This window comes from Sorangium sp. So ce296 (assembly GCF_051529605.1).
Taxonomy (GTDB): Bacteria; Myxococcota_A; Polyangia; order Polyangiales; family Polyangiaceae; genus Sorangium; species Sorangium cellulosum_D.
In genome coordinates, this window is sequence record NZ_CP150325.1 from 8,320,986 (window position 1) to 8,341,559 (window position 20,574).

At 73.8% G+C, this 20,574-nt stretch carries 16 protein-coding genes; 4 read left to right on the forward strand and 12 right to left on the reverse strand.

All coding sequences use genetic code 11. From position 1 onward, the window contains the following. Positions 1–9: 9 nt before the first annotated feature. The 3 genes from WME98_RS30700 to WME98_RS30710 all read right to left on the reverse strand — a co-directional run bounded on the left by WME98_RS30700 (position 10) and on the right by WME98_RS30710 (position 2,873). Positions 10–495: an SRPBCC family protein gene (locus WME98_RS30700; protein WP_437945271.1), complete on the reverse strand. Its 486-nt coding sequence runs from the start codon at positions 493–495 to the stop codon at positions 10–12. Continuing rightward, positions 492–842: an ArsR/SmtB family transcription factor gene (locus WME98_RS30705; protein WP_437945272.1), complete on the reverse strand. Its 351-nt coding sequence runs from the start codon at positions 840–842 to the stop codon at positions 492–494. The genes WME98_RS30700 and WME98_RS30705 overlap by 4 nt, the downstream gene beginning before the upstream one ends. A 183-nt stretch (positions 843–1,025) precedes the next feature. After that, on the reverse strand, positions 1,026–2,873 hold the full coding sequence (locus WME98_RS30710; protein WP_437945273.1) for a sigma 54-interacting transcriptional regulator: 1,848 nt from the start codon (positions 2,871–2,873) through the stop codon (positions 1,026–1,028). A 111-nt stretch (positions 2,874–2,984) separates the two neighbouring features. On the opposite strand from WME98_RS30710, the gene WME98_RS30715 reads away from it, so the two are divergent. After that, positions 2,985–6,938 (forward strand): protein kinase domain-containing protein, encoded by a 3,954-nt coding sequence (locus tag WME98_RS30715; RefSeq protein ID WP_437945274.1) that lies wholly within the window; start codon positions 2,985–2,987, stop codon positions 6,936–6,938. Here WME98_RS30715 and WME98_RS30720 read toward each other — a convergent pair. Further along, positions 6,931–8,607: a protein kinase domain-containing protein gene (locus WME98_RS30720; RefSeq protein ID WP_437945275.1), complete on the reverse strand. Its 1,677-nt coding sequence runs from the start codon at positions 8,605–8,607 to the stop codon at positions 6,931–6,933. The genes WME98_RS30715 and WME98_RS30720 overlap by 8 nt on opposite strands. Before the next feature lie 213 nt (positions 8,608–8,820). Here WME98_RS30720 and WME98_RS30725 point away from each other — a divergent pair, with 213 nt between their 5' ends. From WME98_RS30725 to WME98_RS30735, 3 genes are all read left to right on the forward strand, one after another. Next, positions 8,821–10,614 (forward strand): AMP-dependent synthetase/ligase, encoded by a 1,794-nt coding sequence (locus tag WME98_RS30725; protein ID WP_437945276.1) that lies wholly within the window; start codon positions 8,821–8,823, stop codon positions 10,612–10,614. Between the two features lie 122 nt (positions 10,615–10,736). Further along, complete coding sequence (locus WME98_RS30730) at positions 10,737–11,720, forward strand: MbnP family protein (RefSeq protein ID WP_437945277.1); 984 nt, start codon at positions 10,737–10,739, stop codon at positions 11,718–11,720. 77 nt (positions 11,721–11,797) lie between these two features. Further along, positions 11,798–12,763 carry a cytochrome-c peroxidase gene (locus WME98_RS30735; protein WP_437945278.1) on the forward strand — a complete coding sequence of 322 codons (966 nt, stop codon included), beginning with the start codon at positions 11,798–11,800 and terminating at the stop codon, positions 12,761–12,763. Between the two features lie 44 nt (positions 12,764–12,807). Here the strand turns inward: WME98_RS30735 and WME98_RS30740 are convergent, their stop codons facing one another. The 8 genes from WME98_RS30740 to WME98_RS30775 all read right to left on the reverse strand — a co-directional run bounded on the left by WME98_RS30740 (position 12,808) and on the right by WME98_RS30775 (position 20,572). After that, entirely contained in the window at positions 12,808–13,530 is a 723-nt protein-coding gene (locus WME98_RS30740) for a glutathione peroxidase (RefSeq protein ID WP_061622110.1), read from the reverse strand. A gap of 337 nt (positions 13,531–13,867) precedes the next feature. Beyond that, complete coding sequence (locus WME98_RS30745) at positions 13,868–15,109, reverse strand: methylated-DNA--[protein]-cysteine S-methyltransferase (RefSeq protein ID WP_437945279.1); 1,242 nt, start codon at positions 15,107–15,109, stop codon at positions 13,868–13,870. 42 nt (positions 15,110–15,151) lie between these two features. Continuing rightward, positions 15,152–15,994, reverse strand: a complete 843-nt coding sequence (locus WME98_RS30750; protein ID WP_437336377.1) for a helix-turn-helix domain-containing protein — start codon at positions 15,992–15,994, stop codon at positions 15,152–15,154. Positions 15,995–16,112: 118 nt separating this feature from the next. After that, complete coding sequence (locus WME98_RS30755) at positions 16,113–16,811, reverse strand: class I SAM-dependent methyltransferase (RefSeq protein ID WP_437945280.1); 699 nt, start codon at positions 16,809–16,811, stop codon at positions 16,113–16,115. A 211-nt stretch (positions 16,812–17,022) separates the two neighbouring features. Next, entirely contained in the window at positions 17,023–17,859 is an 837-nt protein-coding gene (locus WME98_RS30760) for a nucleotide-binding enzyme (RefSeq protein ID WP_437945281.1), read from the reverse strand. After that, the gene (locus tag WME98_RS30765; protein WP_437945282.1) at positions 17,856–18,290 is read right to left on the reverse strand and encodes a sigma factor-like helix-turn-helix DNA-binding protein; all 435 of its coding nucleotides are present in this window, start codon (positions 18,288–18,290) and stop codon (positions 17,856–17,858) included. Before WME98_RS30765 ends, WME98_RS30760 begins: the two co-directional genes overlap by 4 nt. After that, the gene (locus WME98_RS30770) at positions 18,265–18,759 is read right to left on the reverse strand and encodes an HD domain-containing protein (protein WP_437945283.1); all 495 of its coding nucleotides are present in this window, start codon (positions 18,757–18,759) and stop codon (positions 18,265–18,267) included. The genes WME98_RS30765 and WME98_RS30770 overlap by 26 nt, the downstream gene beginning before the upstream one ends. 766 nt (positions 18,760–19,525) lie before the next feature. Next, positions 19,526–20,572 carry a hypothetical protein gene (locus tag WME98_RS30775; RefSeq protein WP_437945284.1) on the reverse strand — a complete coding sequence of 349 codons (1,047 nt, stop codon included), beginning with the start codon at positions 20,570–20,572 and terminating at the stop codon, positions 19,526–19,528. Positions 20,573–20,574: the final 2 nt, after the last annotated feature.

Genomic DNA, 20,574 nt, shown 5'->3' on the forward strand with positions numbered 1-20,574 from the left:
AGGGGACCCTCACTTCGTGTAGCGCTTGTCGAGCTTTCCGAGCTGGCTCGTGAAGCCGGCCCTCTGCATCTCCGTGAAGTGCGCGTCGTGCATCGCGTGGAGCGTCACGGCCATGTGAGCGCCGTGCGCCAGCGGGGTGAAGAGGACGTCGATGCGGCTCTCGTACGCCTCGACGCCCGGGAGAAAGTCGATGACGCTCGCGATGGTGAGGGCCTTCTGCGGCGAGAAGGCGCTGAAGCGGGCGCGCACCTCGGTGGACGTCGGCTGCCCGCCGCGCTTCATGGCCTCGATCACCTTCGGGTCGTCGGCGATCATCGTGTAATGGAGGAGCCCGTTCTCCTTCGGCTCGAGCGCGTGGACCTCGACCCGGAACCCCTCCGGACCCCACCAGGACTCGAATCCATCCTTGGTCGCCCAGAGCTCCCAGAGCTCGGAGACCGACGCCGGATAGGTGCGTTCGATGAGGATGGTGGCTTTTTCGGCTGTCGCGTTCATTCACTTCGTCCTTTCTTGGTCCCGCTGTTTCGCGCCGTTCGTCTCGCTTCGAGCGCCTGGCCAAACCGATCCAGGCGCTTCTCCCAGAGCGACCGGTAGCGCCCCACCCAGTCGTCGAGCTCTCGGAAAGGCTCCGGGCGCAGCGAATAGAGCCGCCGGGTGCCCTCCGCCCGCACCTCCACGAACCCGGCCTCCCCGAGGATGCGCAGGTGGCGCGAGACGCCGGACTGCTGAATCGAGACGAGCTCGACGAGTTCACCGACCGCGCGCTCGCCGTCGAGCAGCGCCTCCAGGATCAGACGCCGCGTCGGGTCGGCCAGCACTTCGAACAATTCCGAGCTGGGCATGGGCTAAACATACGCACTGGTATATATACATGCAAGTAAATATTTGATCGCGCGGCGGGCGCATCGTCCCCTCGGCGAGGGCCCTCTGCTCTCGAGCCGAGCGCTGCCCGCCGGCGGAGCGCCGGAAGGGGCCCGCGGCCCCGAGACGCGCCAACTCCGCCCGGAGCCGCGCCGGGCGGCGCGTCACCGCCTGCGCTTCGCCAGCCCGTAGCGGTTCATCTTCAGCACGAAGGTCCGGAGCGGCATGTGGAGCGCCTCCGCCGCCTTCGTCTGCACCCCGCCCGCCGCGGCGAGCGCCTCGGCGATGCGCGTGCGCTCGAGCTCCCGCACCTCCTCGGCGAGCGGCCGGAAGCTCCGGCCGGGCCCCCTCGAGGCGGGGGCCGCGGCGCCCGCCGGCGCCACGGAGGGCGGCGCGCTCTCGGCGCGCGGCGGGGCCGGCGCGAGCGGCGCGGGCAGGTGCCCCCGCTCGACGATGCGCGCGCTGACCGTCGCCGCGATGTACTCGATCACGTTCTTCAGCTCGCGCACGTTGCCCGGCCACGCATGGGTCGCGAAGAGCTCCGTCGCCTCGGTCGACAGGACCATCTCCTCACGCCCCGCACGCGCGCACGCGTCGGCCAAAAACGCCCGCGAGAGCGCGAGGATCTCCCGGGGGCGCTCCCGGAGCGGGGGCAAGATCACGGTGGCCGCGCCGAGGCGGTAATAGAGATCCTGCCGGAATCGGCCCGCCTTCACCTCGCCCTGAAGATCCTTGTGCGTCGCGGCGACGAGGCGGATGTCGACCTCGCGCTCGCGCACGTCGCCCAGCCGGAGGATCTTCTTGGCCTCGATCGCGCGCAGGATCTTCGCCTGCGCGCTCGCCGAGAGATCGCCGATCTCGTCGAGGAAGACCGTCCCGCCGCTGCCGTGCTCCAGCAGGCCGGGCTTCGGGCCCGCCGCCCCGGAGAACGCGCCGCGCTCGTAGCCGAACAGCTCGCTCTCGACCAGGCTCTCGGGCATCGCGGCGCAGTTGAGCGTGACGAGCGGCCGCTTCGCCCTCGGCGACCACTCGTGCAGCGCGCGCGCCGCGCTCTCCTTGCCGACGCCCGTCTCGCCGGTCACGAGCACCGGGAGGTCCGTCGCCGCGAGGCGCCGGATCAGGTCGAACACGCGCACCGTGGCCGCGTCGGCGAGCACCGTGCGCTGCCCGCCGATCTCCAGCGTGGTCACCGCCTCCGCGGCGGCCGCCGCCTGCCCGGGCAGGGCGACCTCCGCCGCGGCGCGCGCCGACGCGACCAGGGTGTCCGCGTCGCACCCGTCCGCGGGCGCCGTCGCCACGCCGGCCCTCGGCGCCGCGTGCGCCGGCGGGGCGGCGCACGCGGCGCGCGCCGCGTCGAGCAGCCGCTGCACGACGTGGCCCGCCGCCGCGGCGTCCGCCTCCGGCAGGAGCACGAGCAGCCGGTCGTCGGCCTCGAAGCCCGCGAAATCGGTCACCGCGAGCTCGCGCTCCAGCGCGCCGGCGACGGCCTCGCGGGCGGCGGCCGCCCCGAGCTGGACGGCGATCACCGCCGCCGGCCGGTCGTGGCGCAGCGCCCGGTCGATCTCCGCCTCGATCCGGCGCCGCAGCTCGGCGAGCTCGAGGATCTGCCGGGTCCTCGCGGGGCGGGGGCACCGCATCACCACCACCGTGTCGCCGATCGACACGACGTCGCCCGAGCCGAGCGGCCTCGCGCCGTCGACGGGGACGCCGTTCAGCAGGGTGCCGTTCCGGCTGCCGAGATCGACGAGCTGCGCGCGCCCGTCGAGCAGCACGATCTTCGCGTGCTCGCGCGACGCCGAGGTGTTGCGGAGGCGCACGTCGGCCCGGGGCCCGCGGCCGAGGAGCACCACCCCGCTGCGCGGGAGGCGGAGCACCGACGAGGAGCTCCCCTGCACGACGAGCAGGTACGAGCCGCCCTCGCCGGCCCCGCGGGGCGCGTCATCTGTTCGGGTCGGACCCCAGGACGCCGTGGCCTCGCTCATCCCCTCGCGGCCGACTCTCTCATTCGGCACCAGCGCGCGCAAGGCTAGCGGCGGGCGCCGGCGACCGCTTGCACAGGCAGGAACCGCGACACGCCGCATGGTAGGCTCGCCGCCCGCAGGCCGGGATTGCAGAGCGATTGAATGCAGGGGCCGCTCTCCAGCACAGCGCGATTCACGATCGGCCGCCGCCTCGGCGAGGGCGCGTTCGGCGTCGTCTACGAGGCGCACGACCGCGAGCGAGGCGCGCGCGTCGCAATGAAGTCGCTCCACCGCCTCGACCCGGTGGCGCTCTATCGGTTCAAGCGCGAATTCCGGGCGCTGTCCGAGGTCGTCCACCCGAACCTTGTCGCGCTTCACGAGCTGTTTTCCGAGGACGATCGGTGGTTTTTCACGATGGACCTCATCGAGGGCGCCGATTTCCTCTCCGCCGTGCGCGGCCCCTCCGCGCAGCGCGCCCCGGCGCAGAGCGCCTCGATGCGCGCCCCCGCCGGCGGCGATCCGGACGAGACGGCGCCGGTCGTCTCGTCGACGTGGCCCGAGCCGGTCGCCTCCGGCGCCGCGCGCGGCCTGGACGACGCCGCGCGCGGCTTGGACGACGCCGCGCGCGGCCTGGGCGACGCCGCGCGCGGCCTGGGCGACGCCGCGCGCGCGCCGGCCGCCGCCCCGCCGCCGCGCTGGGGGCCGCTCCGGAGCGCGCTCTTGCAGCTCGCCCAGGGCCTCGCCGCGCTCCACGCGGCCGGCAAGCTCCACCGCGACCTGAAGCCGTCGAACGTGCTCGTGACGCCCGAGGGCCGGGTCGTCATCCTCGACTTCGGCCTCGTCACGGAGCTCTCGGCGGGCTCGATCGACCAGAGCGGCAGCCACATCGCGGGGACGCCGGCCTACATGGCGCCGGAGCAGGCGAGGCGCGGGACGCTGTCGCCCGCCTGCGACTGGTACGCGGTGGGCGTCATGCTCTACGAGGCGCTCACGGGCCGGCGGCCGTTCGAGGGCGGGGCGCTCGAGGTCATCGTGCAGAAGCAGCGGGACCGGCCGCCCCCGCCGAGCGCGCTGGCGGACGGGATCCCGGGGGACCTCGACGCGCTCTGCGCCGAGCTCCTGCGGCCCGAGCCCGGCGAGCGGCCCCCGGCGCACGAGGTGCTCCGGCGGCTCTCGCCGCCGGACGGCGAGGCGGAGGGCCGCGCCCGCGGCGAGGCCGGCGCGCCCGAGCGGCCCCGGGCCCGGAGCAGCGCGCCGGCCCCGGGCGCGCCGTTCGTCGGGCGAGCGGGGCACCTCGAGGCGCTGCGCGGCGCCTTCGCGCGCGCGAGGGGCGGCAGGGCGACCACCGTGCACATCCACGGCACCTCGGGCGCGGGCAAGACCGCCCTCGTCCGCCGCTTCCTCGACGAGCTCTCGGCCGCGGGCGAGGCGGTCGTCCTCGAAGGCCGCTGCTACGAGCGGGAGTCCGTCCCGTACAAGGCCGTCGACAGCCTCATCGACGCGCTCAGCCGCCACCTCGCGCGCCTCCCCCGCCTGGACGCCGCCGAGCTCATGCCGCGCGACGTGCACGCGGTCGTGCGGCTCTTCCCCGTGCTCGGGCGGGTCGACGCGATCGCCCGGGCGCCGCGGCGCGAGGTCGAGCCCCCGGACGCCCGGGAGCTCCGCCGGCGCGGGTTCGCCGCCCTCCGCGAGATCCTCGCGCGGATCGCGGACCGGCGGCCGCTCGTCCTGTTCATCGACGACCTGCAGTGGGGCGACACCGACAGCGCCGCGCTCCTCACCGACCTCCTGCGCGAGCCCGACGCGCCCGCGCTCCTCCTGCTCCTCTGCTACCGGAGCGAGGACGCCGCGCGGAGCGAGCTCGTGGCGCGGCTGCTCCCGCCCGACGCGGCCGGCGCGGACGCGGGCGACGTCCGCGCCCTCGCCGTCGGCGCGCTCTCGCCCGAGGAGGGGCGCGCCCTCGCCCTGGCCCTCCTCGGCGGCGGCGACCGGGCCGCCGCGCAGGCCGACGCGATCGCGGAGGAGGCCGAGGGGAACCCGTTCTTCGTGCTCGAGCTCTCGCGCGAGGTCGAGGGGCGCGCCGCGCCCGAGTCGTCGCGCGGCGCCGGCGTCCGGCTCGGGTCGGTGCTCGCGGGCCGCCTCCTGCGCCTGCCCGCGGCGGCGCGGCGCCTGCTCGAGGTGGTCGCCGTGTCGGGCAAGCCGCTCGGCCGCCGCGACGCCCGGGAGGCCGCGGGGCTCACCCCCGACGAGGAGCAGGCCGCGCTCGCGGCGCTCCGGGCCGGGAGCGCGATCCGCACGCGGGGCCAGCGCGACGAGCAGGAGCTCGAGACGTTCCACGACCGCATCCGCGAGGCGGCGCTCGCGCAGCTCGGCGCGGCGGAGCTCGCGGAGGTCCACCTCGCGCTCGCCGCCGTCCTGGAGGCGTCGGGGCGGGCCGAGGCGGACGTGCTCGCGATGCACTTCCGGCGCGGCGGGCGCGCCGACGAGGCGGCGCGCTACGCGGTGAAGGCGGGCGATCGCGCGGCCGAGGCGCTCGCGTTCGATCGCGCCGCGGAGCACTACGCCGCCGCGCTCGAGGCGGCGCCGGCGGGCGCGGGCGGCGGGGACGGCGCGGCCGGCGCGGACGACGCGCGCGCGCTCCGGATCAAGCTCGCCCACGCCCTGCGCAACGCCGGCCGCGGCGCCGAGGCGGCCCGGGCGTACGCCGCCGCGGCCGAGGGCGCGGCGCCGCGGGAGAGCCTCGATCTGCGGCGCTGCGCCGCCGAGCAGCTGCTCGTGAGCGGCCACATCGAGGAGGGCAAGCGCGCGCTCGCGGGCGTGCTCGCCTCGGTGGGCATGCGGCTCGCCGAGCGCCGGTGGGCGGTGCTGCTCTCGCTCCTGTTCTGGCGGATCCTCCTGCGCCTGCGCGGGTTCCGCTTCCGGGAGCGCGACGCGCGCGCGCTGCCGGCCGAGACCCTGACGCGCCTCGACATCTGCTGGTCGGCCTCGGTCGGGCTCGCGATGGCCGACGTCCTCCAGGGCGCCGCGCTCCAGGCGCGGCACCTCTTCCTCGCGCTCCGCGCGGGCGAGCCCTACCGCCTCGCCCGCGCCATCGCCACCGAGATCGGGCACCTCGGCACCGATCACGTCGTGGGGCGCCGCCTCGCCCACCGGCGCTACGCCACGGCCGCGGCGCTCGCGGAGAAGGTCGGCGATCCGTACCTCGTCGCGGTCAACAAGTGCATGCTCGGGGTCGTCGAGTGCCTCTCCGGGCGCTGGGCCGAGGGCCTCGCGCTCTGCCGCGAGGCCGAGGATCTCCTGCGGGCGCGGTGCGCCGGCGTCGCGTGGGAGCTCGGCACGAGCAGCCGGTTCATGATGGTGGCCCACTACCACCGCGGGGAGCTCGACGCGCTGGCCCGGCTGGCGGCCCCGCGCATCGCCGACGCGGACGCGCGCGGCGACCTCTACGCCGCGAGCTTCTTCCGGGTGGGGCTCACGTACATCGTGCCGCTCGCCGCGGACCGGCCGGACGCCGCGCGCGACGAGGTGCTGGCCGCCATGGCGCGGTGGCCGCGCCGCTCGTTCGACCACCTCGACTGCCTGGAGACCGTGGCGCTCGGGCGCATCGATCTCTACGCCGGGGCGCCGCTCGCGGCGCGGCGGCGGATCCGGGAGCGCTGGCGCAAGATCGCCTGGTCGTTCCTGCCGAGGTTCCAGTACTACCGCGTATTGATTCATCATTTGCGCGCCTCCGCGGCGCTCGAGGCCGCCGCGCGCGCGGCCCCCGGCGACGCCCGGCTCGCGCGGCGCCTGCTCGGCGAGGCGGAGCGGGACGCGCGGCGGCTCTCGCGCGAGGGCGCGCCGTGGGTCGCGCCGATGGCGACGTCGCTGCGCGCCGCGATCGCGGCGCAGCGGGGTGAGGCCGCCCGGGCGCTCTCGCTCCTCGAGGCGGCGGCGGCGGCGTTCGACGGGAGCGAGATGGCCCTGTTCGCCGCCTGCGCGCGCCGCCGCCGCGGCCAGCTCCTCGGCGGGGAGGAGGGCCGCGCCCTGATCGAGGCCGCGGACGCGTGGATGGCGGGCCAGGGCATCCGGAACCCGGCCCGCATCGCGGCGATCTTCGCGCCGGGGTTCAGCTGAGGTCGATCTCGACGGTGTGCACCGCGGCCATCGCCGGCGAGGCGCGGAGCGCCGCGAGCAGCGGGCCGCGCTCCTGCCGATCGTCGCCCTCGGCCCGGTGGGCGACGATGAGCAGGAGCGCGGCCGGGTCGGGCGGGGCCATGATCTCCGCGAGCAGCGCGGCGCTGTCCGCGTCGCCCCAGTGGGCGTCGGCGATGAAGACGATCACCGGGCGGCGATCGGAGAGCCGCCCGAGCAGGTCGCGGAGCGCGGCCGACGCGCGCGCCCGGAGGCGCGGCTCGCCCTCGTCGTCGGCGGGGCTCCGCGGCGAGGCGCGCACGGCCGGGACGCGCGCGAGCACGGGGAAGACGCGGGCGAGCGCGGCGGCGCCGCGGGGCATGAGCGCGGCGGCCTGCTCGGGCGGGGCCCGCACCAGGTGGCGGCTGAGCGCGTCGATCGCGCCGTCGAGCGCCTTGAACGGCACCTGCTCGCGCTCGTGGCACCGGCCCTCGAGGACGAGCGCGTCCTCGGCCCATCCGTCGAGGAAGGCGCGCACGCGCGCGCCCGGCTCCGCGCCGGCGGCGCCGTGGACGAGGACCAGGCACGGCTGCCCCCCGCGCGCCCGCGCGAGCGCGCCGGCGAGGGCGTCGAGCTCCGGTCCGGGCGGCGGGCGCGCCGCGCGCGCGCCGCGGCCGCCCTGCGCCGGGGCCGGGGCCGCCGGGCTGCCCGCACCGCCGAGGCGCCGGATCACCTCGGGGCCGGAGGGGCGCCGCTCCGGCGCCGTGCACAGGAGATCGTCGGCGAGGCTGGCGAGGTCGTCCGGCGCCCACGGCGCGACGTCCTGGAGCCGGCGGGGCGCGGCGCGTTGCTTCTCGGCGAGGATCTCGAGGGGCGTCCCCGCGAAGGGCGGCTCTCCTGCGAGCGCCTCGAAGAGCATCACGCCGAGGGCGTACCAGTCGGCGCTCGGCGCGACGGCGCGCGCGCTCACCTGCTCCGGCGCCATGTACCGCGGCGTCCCCACGAGCTGCTCGGCGTCGGTCGCGCTCTGCCCGCTGTGCGACAGGCGCGAGGCGATGCCGAAATCGAGCACGACGGCGCGCCCCTCGGGCGTGACGAGCACGTTCGAGGGCTTGAGGTCGCGGTGGACGAGCCGCGCCTCGTGCACGGCCAGCAGCGCCCGAGCGACCTGGACGAGGGACGACCGCACCCGCGCGACGTCGGCGCGCGCCTCCGGGCGATGGTCCGCGCCGACATCGATCGACGTGGGCGATGCGGGCCAGCGCACGACGGCTTCTTCCTGCGTGGCGTCGAGATCGATTCCCTCGTCCGGGGGCGCCGTGCTCGGGAGATGGGTCTCCGGGGCCGGGGCCGTGGTTGGCGCGGCGCCGCCTGCGGCGCCCTGCCCGCGCACGTAGGTGAGCCAGTCCACACCGTGGATGAGCTCCATGGTGAAGAGCCACTCGTCTCCGCTGCCGATGAGATCGTGGAGCCGGACCAGGTTGTCGTGCGCGATGTCGGCCAGCGCCCGGAATTCCCGCTTGAAGCGGTACAGCGCCGGCGCGCTCACGCGCGCGAGGGTCTTCAGGGCGACGCGCTCGCCGCGCGCGCGATCGAGCGCCTCGTACACGATCCCGAAGCCGCCTGCCCCGAGCCGCCGGACGATCTGAAAGCGCTCGGGGACATGCGGCATGGCGGCTACGCGAGGTGAGGTCCCTGTGGAGCGACCGTATCAGGTCGTGGCGCTCGGCGGCCAGCGTCGAGCGCGGCCTCCGGAACCTCGGAAGCCTCCGGTGGTGGACCGGCGCGCCAGCGCGCTTTCGAGGCTGATTGACAATGCCCTGGCGGCTCCCGCATCCTGGGCTCCGATCACCCACCCGAGGCCCCGAGGCCGCAGGAAGATGCCATGAGCACCGTTCTCCACCGTCTGGATCAGTGGGCCAACGAATCCCCGTACGCGCCGGCCCAGCGTTACAAATCCGGGGGCGAATGGACGACGCTGACGGCGCGAGACGTTCGCGACCGGGTCCACCACCTGGCGCTGTTCCTCGAGTCGAGGGGGTTCGACGCGAGCCAGATCGGCGCGATTCTCTCGTACAACTGCCCGCAATGGGTGCACGTCGATCTCGCGGCGCTGCTCGTCGGGGGCAAGTCGGCGGGGCTCTATCCGAACTCCACGGCGAAGGACATCCACTACATCCTGACGCATACCGAGGCGACGCTGCTCGCGGTGCAAAACCGGGAATACTTCCAGAAGATCTCCGGGGAGAAGGGCGAATCCGCCGCCCCTGACAGCGTGCGATGGATCCTCGTCTTCGACGGCGACACGTCGATCTCTCCGAAGGCGATCTCGTACGAATCGGCGCTGGCCGAGGGCCGCGCGCTCGCGCAGCGGCCGGGCGCGAAGACGTACGCCGATTACCTGGCGAAGATCGACCCCAGGGCCGGCGCGTTCTTGATCTACACCTCGGGCACGACGGGCAACCCCAAGGGGGCGATGATCTCGCACGACAACCTGGCCTACACGTCCGACATGGTGGTGAAGTACTGGGGCTTGCCGTTCGCGCGCGGCACGATGTTCTCGTTCCTCCCGCTCTGTCATATCGCCGAGAAGCTGCAGAACGTGGGGGTCGGCATCACCCAGCGCTATGCCGTCAATTTCTGCTCGAAGTTCGAGAACGTCTCGGTCGAGCTCCCCGAGGTGCAGCCCACGCTGCTGCTCTGCGTGCCGCGCCTCTGGGAGAAGATGATGGAAGGCGTGATGGCGAAGGTGCGCGGCGGCAAGGGGGCGAAGAAGAAGCTCGCCGAGTGGGCGCTCTCGGTCGGCGCGCGCGTGGCCGAGGCGAAGTATGCGAAGCGGGCGCCGAGCCCGCTCGACGCGTTGCAGCTCAAGCTCGCGGACAAGCTCGTGCTCGGCAAGGTGCGCGCCGCCCTCGGCCTGGGCAAGGCCGAGATGCTGGCCTCGGGGGCGGCGGCGCTCGCGCCGCACATCTCGACGTGGTTTCGCGCGCTCGGCCTGGAGATCCTCGAGGATTTCGGCCAGACCGAGTCGACGGGCGTCATCTGCATGACCGAGCCTGGCGTCGAGAGCGCGGGGACCGTGGGCAAGCCCGTGCCCGGCGTGGAGTTCAAGCTGGCCGACGACGGCGAGATCCTGACGCGCGGCCGGCACGTGTTCGTCGGCTATTACAAGGACGAGGCGGCGACCGCGGCCGCGCTCGAGGACGGCTGGCTGCACACGGGCGATCTCGGCGAGTGGAACGAGCGCGGGCAGCTCAAGATCCGCGGTCGCAAGAAGGAGATCCTCAAGACCTCCGGCGGCAAGATGATCGCGCCGCTGCCGATCGAGGAGAAGCTCAAGGCGGCGGAGATCATCAGTCAGGTGTGCATGGTGGGCGACGGCCGCAAGTACCTCTCGGCGCTGATCACCCTGACCGAGGCGAAGCTCGCCGAGCTGAAGGGCCGTGGCGCCCTGAACGGCGACGCCGCGATCACGACCCCCGAGGTGGTCGGCCAGGTGAAGGCGCACATCGACGCCCTGAACGCGGGGCTCGCGAGCTTCGAGCAGATCAAGCGGTTCACGGTCCTCGGCCGCGAGTTCTCGGTGCAGGACGGCGAGATGACGCCGACGCTCAAGATGAAGCGCAACGTGATCGAGCAGCGCTTCCGCGGCGTGATCGACCAGATGTACGCCGAGTAAGCCCAGCAAGCCGAGCAAGGAGACGCGGCGCCAGGGAGAGGACGCCTCGCGTCCTCTTGCCAATGCCCGGGATGCGTCACCCGTTCCCGTGGGGTGCGTCCTCGCGTACAATCGCGCCCGCCATGAAATCTCCTAGCTTGTTCGGCTTCATCGGGTTGCTCTTGGGCGTGGCAGCCGCTTGCGGCGCGCCCTCGCCTCAGCAGACGGCCTCCGGGACCGGGGGGGCGGGCGGCAGCGAGCCCGACGGGACCGGCGGAGGGAGCGACACGGGGGGAGCGGCCGGCGACGGCGGCTCGGGTGGCGCGGGCGGCGCGGGCGGAGAGGCCGAGGCCACGTGGCCGGCCGGCTGCGCACAGCAGCCGGCGCCCATCCGGACCGAGGGCGCCATCGTCGAGCTCGCGTTCGAGCTCGTCCTCGGCGGCGAGCCGTTCGTGTTCGGCGAGCCGAACGCCGCGCCGGACGGCAGCACCGTCACGCCGCTCAACGCCCGCTTCTACGTCTCGCACGCGGCGCTGATCCAGGCGGGCGGCGATCTCGTGCCCGTCGATATCGTCGGCCCGGACGGCGCCCCCGCCCCTCACGGGGTTTACTTCTACAACGCCGAGGACCCGGGCTCGGCCACGCTCCGGCTGCGCGCTCCGGCTGGCAGCTATGAAGGCGTCAGCTTCGTCTGGGGCTTGCACCAGGCCTGCAATGTCTCCCAGCCCGCGCAAAACGTCGCGCCTTTGTCGGACGCCTCCCAGATGACGTGGCCGCACACCGGCTACCTCTGGCTGCGCTACGAGGGCAGGGTGGATCCGCCGGCCGGAGGTGAGCCCGTCGAGCCGGACGACGGGACGGTCCCGCCGGCGGTCCACATGGGCGGCAACCTGGTCATGGATCTCGTCCCCAGGGTCGAGGTGCGAGGCGCCGTGGCCGTGCCCGAGAGCGGCTCGACGGGCAAGGTCGTCCGGGTCGCCATGGACGAGGTCTTCGCGGGCGCCACGGCGGACGTCGACCTGACCGGGTACATGGGGCCGCCCGGGCCCGTGGGCGACGAGCTCCTTGCGGGCGAGCGCCTGCGGCGCAGCCTCCCCGACCTGACGGTGTTCGCCTTCGGTCCGTGACGCCGAGCTTGCGCCGCGGAGGCGCCGTCGGCCTGGCTGCGCTGCTCCTCGCGAGCGGATGCGGCGACGACGGGCCTGTGGGCACCGGACCTGTGCCGCCGCTCGTCACGGACGCCATCCCCGCCGGGTTTCCGGCGCGCGCCGCGGCGGCGAGGGCGCCGGCCGAAAACGCGCTCACCGAGGCGAGGGCCCAGCTCGGCAAGCGGCTCTTCTTCGACGAGCGCCTCTCTCGCACCGGCGAGGTGGCGTGCGCGAGCTGCCACCGCCAGGAGCACGCCTTCGCCGAGCCGGACCCCGTCTCCCGAGGGGTCGACGGCCACCTGGGACAGCGCAACGCGCCCGCGCTTGTGAACCTGGCGTGGGGCGAGAGCTTCCTGTGGGACGGCCGCGCGGCCACCCTGGAAGAGCAGGCGGGGATGCCCATCGAGCACCCCGACGAGATGGATTTATCGCTCGCCGAGGCCGTCGCTCGCGTCGTCGGCGATGACGCCTACGTCGAGGCGTTCGCGGATGCCTATGGCGGGCCGCCCGGCGAGGAGCCCTTGCGCCAGGCCATCGCCAGCTTCGTCCGTTCGATCGTCAGCGCCGACAGCCCTTACGACCGGCACCTGCGCGGGGACGACACGAGCTTCGGAGACGCCGAGCGCCGCGGCGAGGCGCTGTTCCTGAGCGAGCGATCTGGCTGCTTCCATTGCCACCCGGCCGGAAGGCTCACCAACGAGGGCTTCTTCAACAACGGCACCTACCTCGACGGCGGCGACGTCGGGCGGCAAAGGATCACCGGGCGGACGGGAGACCTCGGGAAATTCAAGGTGCCCGGCCTGCGGAACATCGCGGCGAGCGCCCCCTACATGCACGATGGATCGCTGGCGACGCTGGAGGACGTCGTCGACCATTACGATCGCGGCGGTCTGGGCCATGTCTCCACCGATCCGCAGATCGAGGAGCTGGGGCTCTCGCCGGACGAGAAGGCCGATCTGGCGGCGTTCCTGCGGTCGCTGACCGATCCCGCCTTCCTCGACGATCCGCGGTACCGCCCCTGAGCGAGAGGGAGAGACCTGGCCACGAGGAGCCAGGCCCCCGTCAATCAGGCCTTCGCGAAGTACGCCTCGAGCTCGTCGGCCCCGCCGATGTACTTCCCGTCGATGAAGACCTGCGGCGTCGACGACTTCCCGCTCACCGCCCGCAGCCGGCGCGGCGAGGCCGCCACCTCCTCGTACGCCAGGCCCCGCTCCTCCAGGAGCCGCTTCGCCTTCGCGCAGTAGCCACACCCCGGCTTCGTGAACATCAGCACGTCGTTCGGCGCCTTCGACGACGGATCCAGGTGCTTCAGCATCGTGTCCGCGTCCGACACCTCGAAGGGATCGCCGTCCTTCTCGGGCTCGATGAACATCTTCTTGATGACGCCATCCTCGACGAGCATCGAGTAGCGCCACGAGCGCTTGCCGAACCCGAGGTTCGCCTTGTCGACGAGCATCCCCATCTTCTCGGTGAACTCCCCGTTCCCGTCGGGCAGGAACAGGACCTTGTCCGCCTCCTGCGCCTTGCACCACTCGTCCATCACGAACGCGTCGTTCACCGAGATGCACGCGATCGTGTCGACCCCGCGCCGCTTGAACTCTGCCGCGAGCTCGTTGTAGCGCGGCACATGGCTGCTCGAGCAGGTGGGCGTGAAGGCGCCCGGCAGCGCGAACACCACCACCTTCTTGCCCGCGAACACGTCCTTCGTGGTCACGTCCTTCCACTGACCGTCGACACGCGTGCGAAACGTGACATCCGGAACGCGCTGCCCTTCGAGGTTCTTCAGCATGACTGTCGTGCTCCTCCAGTGCTCTTCTGGCGCCGTCGGGACGGCGACCCTTGTCCAACGTCGTGCGGCGCTCCACGCGGCGCTCTCGCTCTGTGGCCGGCGAGAACTTAACCCCGCGCATCGACGCCGGCCAGCCGTCGCGCGTGCTCCGGAGGTCGTGCGCGCGGCAGCGCGCCATGCGGCACAGCCCGCTGTGGCGTTTCTGCAGCCGCCGGCGTCAGAGCGTGCCTGACAGGCGACCCCTGCGCAGGCCGCGCATCAAGGCCAGGGCCGGTCGACAGCCGCGCCGCCTTGGGCGCGGCGCGGGGACAGCCCCGGCCGCCGCGGGAGCGCGAGGTCAGTCTTCCCGCGCCAGCTCCGCCGCGCGCCACAGGTACCAGCTCGCCACCGTGCGGTACGGCTTCCAGCGCGCCCCGCGCCGCTCGAGGTCCTTGCGCCCCGGCAGGTCGCGCTGCTTGAACGCGAACGCGAAACCTTTGCGGATGCCGTAGTCGTCCACGGGCAGCACGTCGGGGCGGCCGAGCCGGAACATGAGGAGCATCTCCGCCGTCCACCGGCCGATGCCGCGCACCTGCGTGAGGCGCTCGATGATCGCCTCGTCGTCCATGCCGTGGACCTCGGCGAGCGTGGGGAGCTCGCCGTCCTTCGTCCTCCGCGCGAGGTCGCGCAGCGCGAGCAGCTTCGCGCGCGAGAGGCCGGCCGCGCGGAGCTCCTCGTCCGAGGCGCGCAGGAGCTGCTCGGGCGTGAAGCCCTCGTGCGCCGGGGGGAAGAGCGCGCGCACGCGCGCGAAGATGGTCGCCGCGGCCTTGCCGGTGAGCTGCTGGTAGACGATCGACTCGGCGAGCGCGAGGAAGAGGCTCGACGTCCGGTCGATCCGCATGCCGAACGGCCCGACCCGATCGATGAGCCGCCGGAGGGCCGCGTCGGACGCGCGCAGGCGCTCGACGGCGACGGCCGGATCGAAGCCGTACGCGCCGCCGCCGCCGGGCTGAGGCGCGCTGGCCGCCGCGCCGTCGGCCTGAGGGGCGCTGGCCGCCGCGCCGTCGGCCTGAGGCGCGCCGGCCGGCCGGGCGCGCTCGATCTCGAGGAGGCGGAGCTTGGTCGTGACGCCGCCGTCGGCGGAGAAGCCGCCGACCTTGCCGCCGGCCGCGAGCACGCGGTGGCACGGCACGAGGATCGCGAACGGGTTGCGCCCGAGCGCCTGCCCCACGGCGCGCGCCGCGCCGATCGACCCGAGCCGCGCCGCGATGTCGCCGTAGGTCAGCGTGGCGCCCGGCGGGATGGCGCGCGCGACCTCGTAGACGCGGCGGTGGAACGGCGGCACGCGCTCCATGTCGAGCGGGACGCCGGACAGATCGCTCGCCTCGCCGCGGAGCAGCGCGGCGATGCCGTCGATGGCGCGCTGCACGTCGGGCGGGGGCGGCGCCTCGAGCGCGCCCGGCAGGCGCTCCAGCAGGCGCGCGCGCGTGCCCTCCTCGCGCCCCTCCGGGAGCTGCAAGAGGGCGACGCCGCGCGCGCCCCACGCGATGCCGCACCGGCCGATCGCCGTATCGAAGAGGAGGAAACCGTGTGCCGTCATGAGGGGGCGGCGCGGGCCGAGCGCCCGCGTCCGGCGGCCATCCTAGGAGCGCCCGGCGAGCCGGTCTTGGAAGATCTTGCGATCCCCGCGCGCCGCCCGGCGGAAGCCGCGGGGGGAGACGCCGGCGGCGCGGTGGAAGGTGCGGACGAAGTTGGAGAGGTCGCCGAACCCGACGTCGAGCGCGATGTCGGTGATCGACCGGGCGCTGTCGGCCAGGAGGCGCGCCGCGCGGCGCAGGCGGGCGCGGACCAGGTACTGGTGCGGGGTCACGCCGACCACCCGCGCGAACAGCCGCAGGAAGTGGAACGGGCTGAGCCCGACCTCGCGCGCGGCGCCCTCGAGATCGACCGGCTCGTGCGCGTGCTCGTCGAGCCAGATCGCCGCCTCCACGGCGCGGCGGCGGTCGCGCGCGAGGGCCTCGGGCGGCCGCTGCTCCCGCCCGGAGGCGACCTCGACGAAGCGGGCGGCGAAGAGCATTCCCGCCTCGTCGACGCCGATGTCGCTCCTGCCGTCGGCGGCCGCCTGGGCGAGCTCGCCGAGCACCATCAGCTCGGGCAGGGGCGGCACGCCGCCGGTCCGGAAGGCCTCGGTGGGGGCGCCGAGCGCGTCGAGCAGCGGCGGCGCGAGGTGGATGGACAGGCACTCGTCGCCGCGGACGTGCTCGTGCGTGCACATGTACTCGTCGCCGGGGTGGCCGATGAGGAGCGACCCGGCGACGAGCTCGAACGACGCCCCCCGGACGCGGTAACCGAAGCTGCCCTTGCGCACGTAGGAGAGCGAGAAGCCGCGGTGTTGCTCGATGAACGGCGCGTCGGCGGGGCCGGCGCTGCACCGGTAGTCGAGCACCGAGATGGCCTCGCGCGCCAGCACCGTCGTGACGAGCATGCCCCGCCGACTGTACCCGCGGCGGAGAGGCGGAGCAACGCGCGCCCCGCGCCGCCTCGCGCGGCCGCGGCGGCGCTCGTCTCGCTCGTCTCGCTCGTCTCGCGCGCCCGTGCGCCGCTCAGGCCTGCGGGGCGTCGGCGCGCTTGTGGCCCCTGACCGTCGCGATCGGCATGATCGCGGTGCCGATCCGGTCGATCTCGGCCACGTCGCAGAACCCGGCGCCGGTGAGCACCGCGGGGAGCCGGTCTGCCAGGTTGTCGTCGAAGCGGCGCGCGAGGGCGTCGTCGTGGCGGTGCGCGATGCGGCCGAACCAGCGGAGCGCCCGCACGGCCGCCCGGCCCGGCGCGTTGCGCGGCGACCCGAAGTCGGCGAGGAGCAGCGCGCCGCCCGGGCGGAGCACGCGGAGGATCTCCTCCGCCGTCCTCCGTTTGTCGTCGGCGGCGAGGTGGTGGAACATGAGGCTCGACACCACGCGATCGAAGGTCCCGTCCGGATACGGCAGCGCCCACGCCATGGCCCGCTCGAAGCGCACGCCCGCGCCGGCGCGCGCGGCCTTGGCGCGGGCGAGGGCGAGGACCTCGGCGTCGCCGTCGACCGCGTGCACCTCCACCCCGGGGCAGCGCTGCTGCGCGAGCACCGCGAGCGTGCCGGTGCCACAGCCCACGTCGAGCACCCGCTGGCCGGGGGCCAGCTCCAGATTCGCGACGAGCTGGCTCCGGAAGGCGTCTTCACGGAAGAGCAGCCGGATCGCCGGGTCGTAGAAGCGCGTCAGGGCGGCGGGGCCGAGGGCGTGGACATATCGAACGTTCGTCTGCATGGCGTCTCCTCCTTGGGGTCTCGCCGGGGGACGACGCACCGGCCGCGAGCTCATTACACCTGCCGGGCCGCGCGTGCGCCCGCGCCGGCCCACGAAGCCCGGCCGGGTAGTGGTCAACTTTGCCCAGAGAGAGTCCACATGAAGGCGGGAAGGCGGGAAGATCCTTAAGGTTTTCTTCCCGCCTTCCCGCCTTCATGTTCAAATTTGACCACTACTCGAAGCCGGGCAGCGGATCGTACGCCTGCTCGGGGTCGTCCTCCTCGCCGGGCTCGGCCCAGACCGGCGCGTCGTCGGTTCCGGTGCCGCCGCCCGTGTCGCCGAGCAACCCATCGAACGGCCCCGGGAGCGGCTCGTCCTCGTCCGCCTCGAGCAGCGCGTCCATCCCCTCCACCTCGCCGGTCGCGAGGTAGCGCTCCCACGCCGTTGGGTGGTCCCGGGCGCAGAGCGCCGAGAGCGCGGCGATGCCCAGGCGCACGATCGGCTTCCCGTCGGTGCTGCTGCGGGGCCGCGCCCTCAGCTCGCGCGGGGCGTACACCGTGAGCTCGAGGGGCGCCACGTCCGCCACGTGATAGTGCACGTACTCCCGGAGCTCTCCGCCCTTCTGGATCGTCACGCGCTCGCGCTCGAAGGTCCAGCCGAGCGCCCGCGCGTGCCGCTCCAGCGCCTCTTCGTCGGCGGGGAAGACGTGCAGATCGATGTCGCTGCCGCGGCGGATATGGCCGGTGGAGACCGAGCCGATCAGCCGGGGCGAGAACGGCGCGAGCGCGCGCATGGCCTCCAGCGCCACGATGCGCAGCGCGAACAGCCGGCGCGTGCGCTGGCTCCCCTCGGCGCGCTCGGCGAAGAGGAGCAGCGCCTCGCGGATCTCCCCGTTCGAGGGCAGGTCCGCGGGCCGGTACCGCGCCCGCCGCCCCTCGACCTGGCCGAGGATCCGCTTCGCGGCCATGCGCTTGGCGGTGAAGTACTGGTCCACGCCTTCCTCGTACATGAGGCGCGCGGCCTCGGCGGCGATGCGGGCCCGCAGCCCGCCGGATCGCTCGGCGCTCATCGGCTCACCCGCGCCGCGCGCGCTGCTGGCGCTGCCGCCGCGCCGCGCCCTGCCGCCGCGCCGCGCCCTGCCGGCGCCGCGGCGAGCGCCGGCCCGAGGGCCTGCCGCAGCCGGAGCATCGCGCCGCCGACCAGCCGGCCGCCCCGCGGCGCCCCGAACAGGCGCTTCTGCACGACCTGCTGCGCCACCCCGAGGCGGCGCGCGATCTCGCCCTGCGACAGCCCGTCGAAGAAATAGGCTTCGACGACCTCGCGCTGCTTCTCCGTCAGCGCGGTCTCGACCGCATCCCGCACCGCGGCGCAGAGCCGGTCTCGCCCCGGCGACCCGGCCTCGTCACCCCAGAGCCGGCGATCGTCGCCCCAGCGATCCACGTCGCCGCAGAGGACCTCCCGGCGCGCCTTGCGCTCACGCGAGCTCCTTTCGCAGATCATGGGCGGGGGCGGGCTCGCCGCCGATCGAGAGCAGGGAGAGGTCCGCGCCGTCGAGCAGGAGCTCCACGGCGGCCTCGGGGCTCAGCACGGTCGCGGCCGGCGAGCGGCCGCCGAGGTCCCACCGCCGGAGCCGCGCGAGGTCGGCCAGGGCCCTCGTGCGCCGGAGGCGCCGCTTCGTCGGGCCGGGCGCGCGCAAGAGGTGCAGGTGGTGCCGCACGAGCCAGACCACCCGCGGGCAGACGAGCTCCGCGAGCGCGTCGGCCCCGTCCTCGGCGTGATCGGCGGCGGCGAACGCCTTGCCGACGTCGTGGAGCAGGGCCGCGGCCCAGAGCGAGCGATCCGCGGTCTCGCGGCGGGCCAGGTCGAAGACCTGCAGGGAGTGGAAGAGCGCGTCGCCCTCGGGGTGCCAGCGCGGATCCTGCGGCACGCGGTCGAGGGCGAGGAGGAGATCGAGGAGGTCCTTGTGCATCGGGGGAGGGCGGTTGGGCCGCCCGCAGGGCGCGGGCGAGCGATGCCCTTCACCCTGGGGCGCGGCCACACCCACCGGGAGGCCGCGCTGGCCGGGGCAGGGGAAGAATAGTAGCGCGTCGCCCAAGGACGAATTTGCGGTAGCGAACGGGTGCGAACCGGTGGATTCCCCGGCGTTTCGCGGGGACCTGACGACGGATTGCTCCCGTTTGGAGGGCATGGGCCCAACCCGGGACCAGCCGGCGAACCCGGGGCTTGGCGCGTTCGCTACGCCCAACGCGTCGCCTCGGGCCAACGTGCTCGCGTCGCTCGCCGGCACCCTGACCCGTGCCGTCGCGCTCGGGGATGACATAGCAGCCCGCGTCGTTCACGAGGCGCTCGGCCGGCTGCTCGCGCTGCCGCCAGCATCGCAACGGCGAGCGAACTCGCGCCGGTAGTGGAGCCTGCCGTTCGCTTCCGGCAGTCGGTCGATCCTGGACGCTCCTCGATTGCAGCCAGCTCGGCTAGACCTCGTCTGTAGCGCCGCCGCCATCAGCGGACGTGAGCGAAGCGCCATCAGTCAGCCTGATGGGCAATAAGCGCCCCTCCGCCGTCGCCCACGCTCGTGTGCAGGCACCGCGCGCAGCGCGGGGCCATGCCGCCGAAGGGGCCTGCGCTGCCGGGCGAAGCGCTTTTCGGTGCGCGAGACCGCGCCGGGCATAGCGCCCTCGACGTCGCCGATCCCACGTCGTACGAGCTCGCGTCCGCAACGCGCCCGCCGGCGGTTTTCACCAAACCAGCTCCGCGGGGGCGACGAACCGTTCGAGCGGCAGCCGATACAGCTGCCCCACTCCGCGGGTGTAGTCAACCGGGGTCGCAAACAAACGGGGCGTGGGATATGCGACCTGCAGATCTCGTAGGAAGCCGCAAGCCAGCCCGACGGCCAGAGACTGCATCTTGCTCCCCGTCGGCGATACAACCAATTTTTCGCGCTGCCCGTGCTCGGCGTACACGCGGAGCAGCAACTCAAGGGTTTCGCGGTAGTCTAGCGTGCTCACGTGGAACTCCTCTCGCGACGGCAGAGAGTCGATGCGATTCAGTTCACGGATCGCGTCGCGCCGCCAAGCATTCTCCGGGGCGGGTGGCGTTCCGTGAACGATCGTGAAGTAGGACGCCTGCATTTCGGAGCAGATGGCCGCGAGCTGCGTCGCGTTCCAAGAGGGAAACGCGATGACGCGCATCGGCTGGCCTTGCATCGCGACGCTGGAGAGTTCGGGAACGATCGTAAGCCCGAATACACCTGCAGAGACGAACATTGTGACGCCGACGAGGTCGGCGGGCTCCGCTAGCCTCGCCTCGACTTGTTCGCGCGTCGGTGGGTAATCGCATGCGGTGCAGTACAGGACGTGCGTGAGCCCGGAACGCGCGGCCCGCACGATCGCCGCCACGAGCTGGACGATCAAGAGCCGTGACATACCTGACAGATCGATATGCAGGCAGTCTGTGGGCGGCACGCGCGCAAGGATGCGCTCTGCGGCCCCGGACGGACGCTCGCGGTCGAATCGCAGCAATTCGAGCGTCGCCTGCGCCGCAGCGCACAGGCTAGCGACCTCGGCTCCCTGGTTCTCAGGGATCGTCGGCAGGTACTCGATGCACAGTACCCGAAAGCCGCGGCATCCTGTGTGGACGGCTCGGCGCAGCGCCTCGAGCGCGCGCTCCTCGAAGCCAGCGCACATCAGCAGCGTGTCACCCACGCCGAGATGGGGCGCGACTGCGATCTGAAGCTCCGGTTGAGCCAACTGTCGGAGCCACTCATCGGCGCGTCGGACTCGCATCA

What these genes read in the sequence shown, in the direction of transcription:
- WME98_RS30745 (WP_437945279.1), bottom strand. Translation starts at nt 15,109, where the DNA reads ATGACGGCACACGGTTTCCTCCTCTTCGATACGGCGATCGGCCGGTGC.
- WME98_RS30730 (WP_437945277.1), top strand. Translation starts at nt 10,737, where the DNA reads ATGAAATCTCCTAGCTTGTTCGGCTTCATCGGGTTGCTCTTGGGCGTG.
- WME98_RS30765 (WP_437945282.1), bottom strand. Translation starts at nt 18,290, where the DNA reads ATGATCTGCGAAAGGAGCTCGCGTGAGCGCAAGGCGCGCCGGGAGGTC.
- WME98_RS30775 (WP_437945284.1), bottom strand. Translation starts at nt 20,572, where the DNA reads ATGCGAGTCCGACGCGCCGATGAGTGGCTCCGACAGTTGGCTCAACCG.
- WME98_RS30725 (WP_437945276.1), top strand. Translation starts at nt 8,821, where the DNA reads ATGAGCACCGTTCTCCACCGTCTGGATCAGTGGGCCAACGAATCCCCG.
- WME98_RS30770 (WP_437945283.1), bottom strand. Translation starts at nt 18,759, where the DNA reads ATGCACAAGGACCTCCTCGATCTCCTCCTCGCCCTCGACCGCGTGCCG.
- WME98_RS30750 (WP_437336377.1), bottom strand. Translation starts at nt 15,994, where the DNA reads ATGCTCGTCACGACGGTGCTGGCGCGCGAGGCCATCTCGGTGCTCGAC.
- WME98_RS30740 (WP_061622110.1), bottom strand. Translation starts at nt 13,530, where the DNA reads ATGCTGAAGAACCTCGAAGGGCAGCGCGTTCCGGATGTCACGTTTCGC.
- WME98_RS30755 (WP_437945280.1), bottom strand. Translation starts at nt 16,811, where the DNA reads ATGCAGACGAACGTTCGATATGTCCACGCCCTCGGCCCCGCCGCCCTG.
- WME98_RS30700 (WP_437945271.1), bottom strand. Translation starts at nt 495, where the DNA reads ATGAACGCGACAGCCGAAAAAGCCACCATCCTCATCGAACGCACCTAT.
- WME98_RS30720 (WP_437945275.1), bottom strand. Translation starts at nt 8,607, where the DNA reads ATGCCGCATGTCCCCGAGCGCTTTCAGATCGTCCGGCGGCTCGGGGCA.
- WME98_RS30760 (WP_437945281.1), bottom strand. Translation starts at nt 17,859, where the DNA reads ATGAGCGCCGAGCGATCCGGCGGGCTGCGGGCCCGCATCGCCGCCGAG.
- WME98_RS30715 (WP_437945274.1), top strand. Translation starts at nt 2,985, where the DNA reads ATGCAGGGGCCGCTCTCCAGCACAGCGCGATTCACGATCGGCCGCCGC.
- WME98_RS30705 (WP_437945272.1), bottom strand. Translation starts at nt 842, where the DNA reads ATGCCCAGCTCGGAATTGTTCGAAGTGCTGGCCGACCCGACGCGGCGT.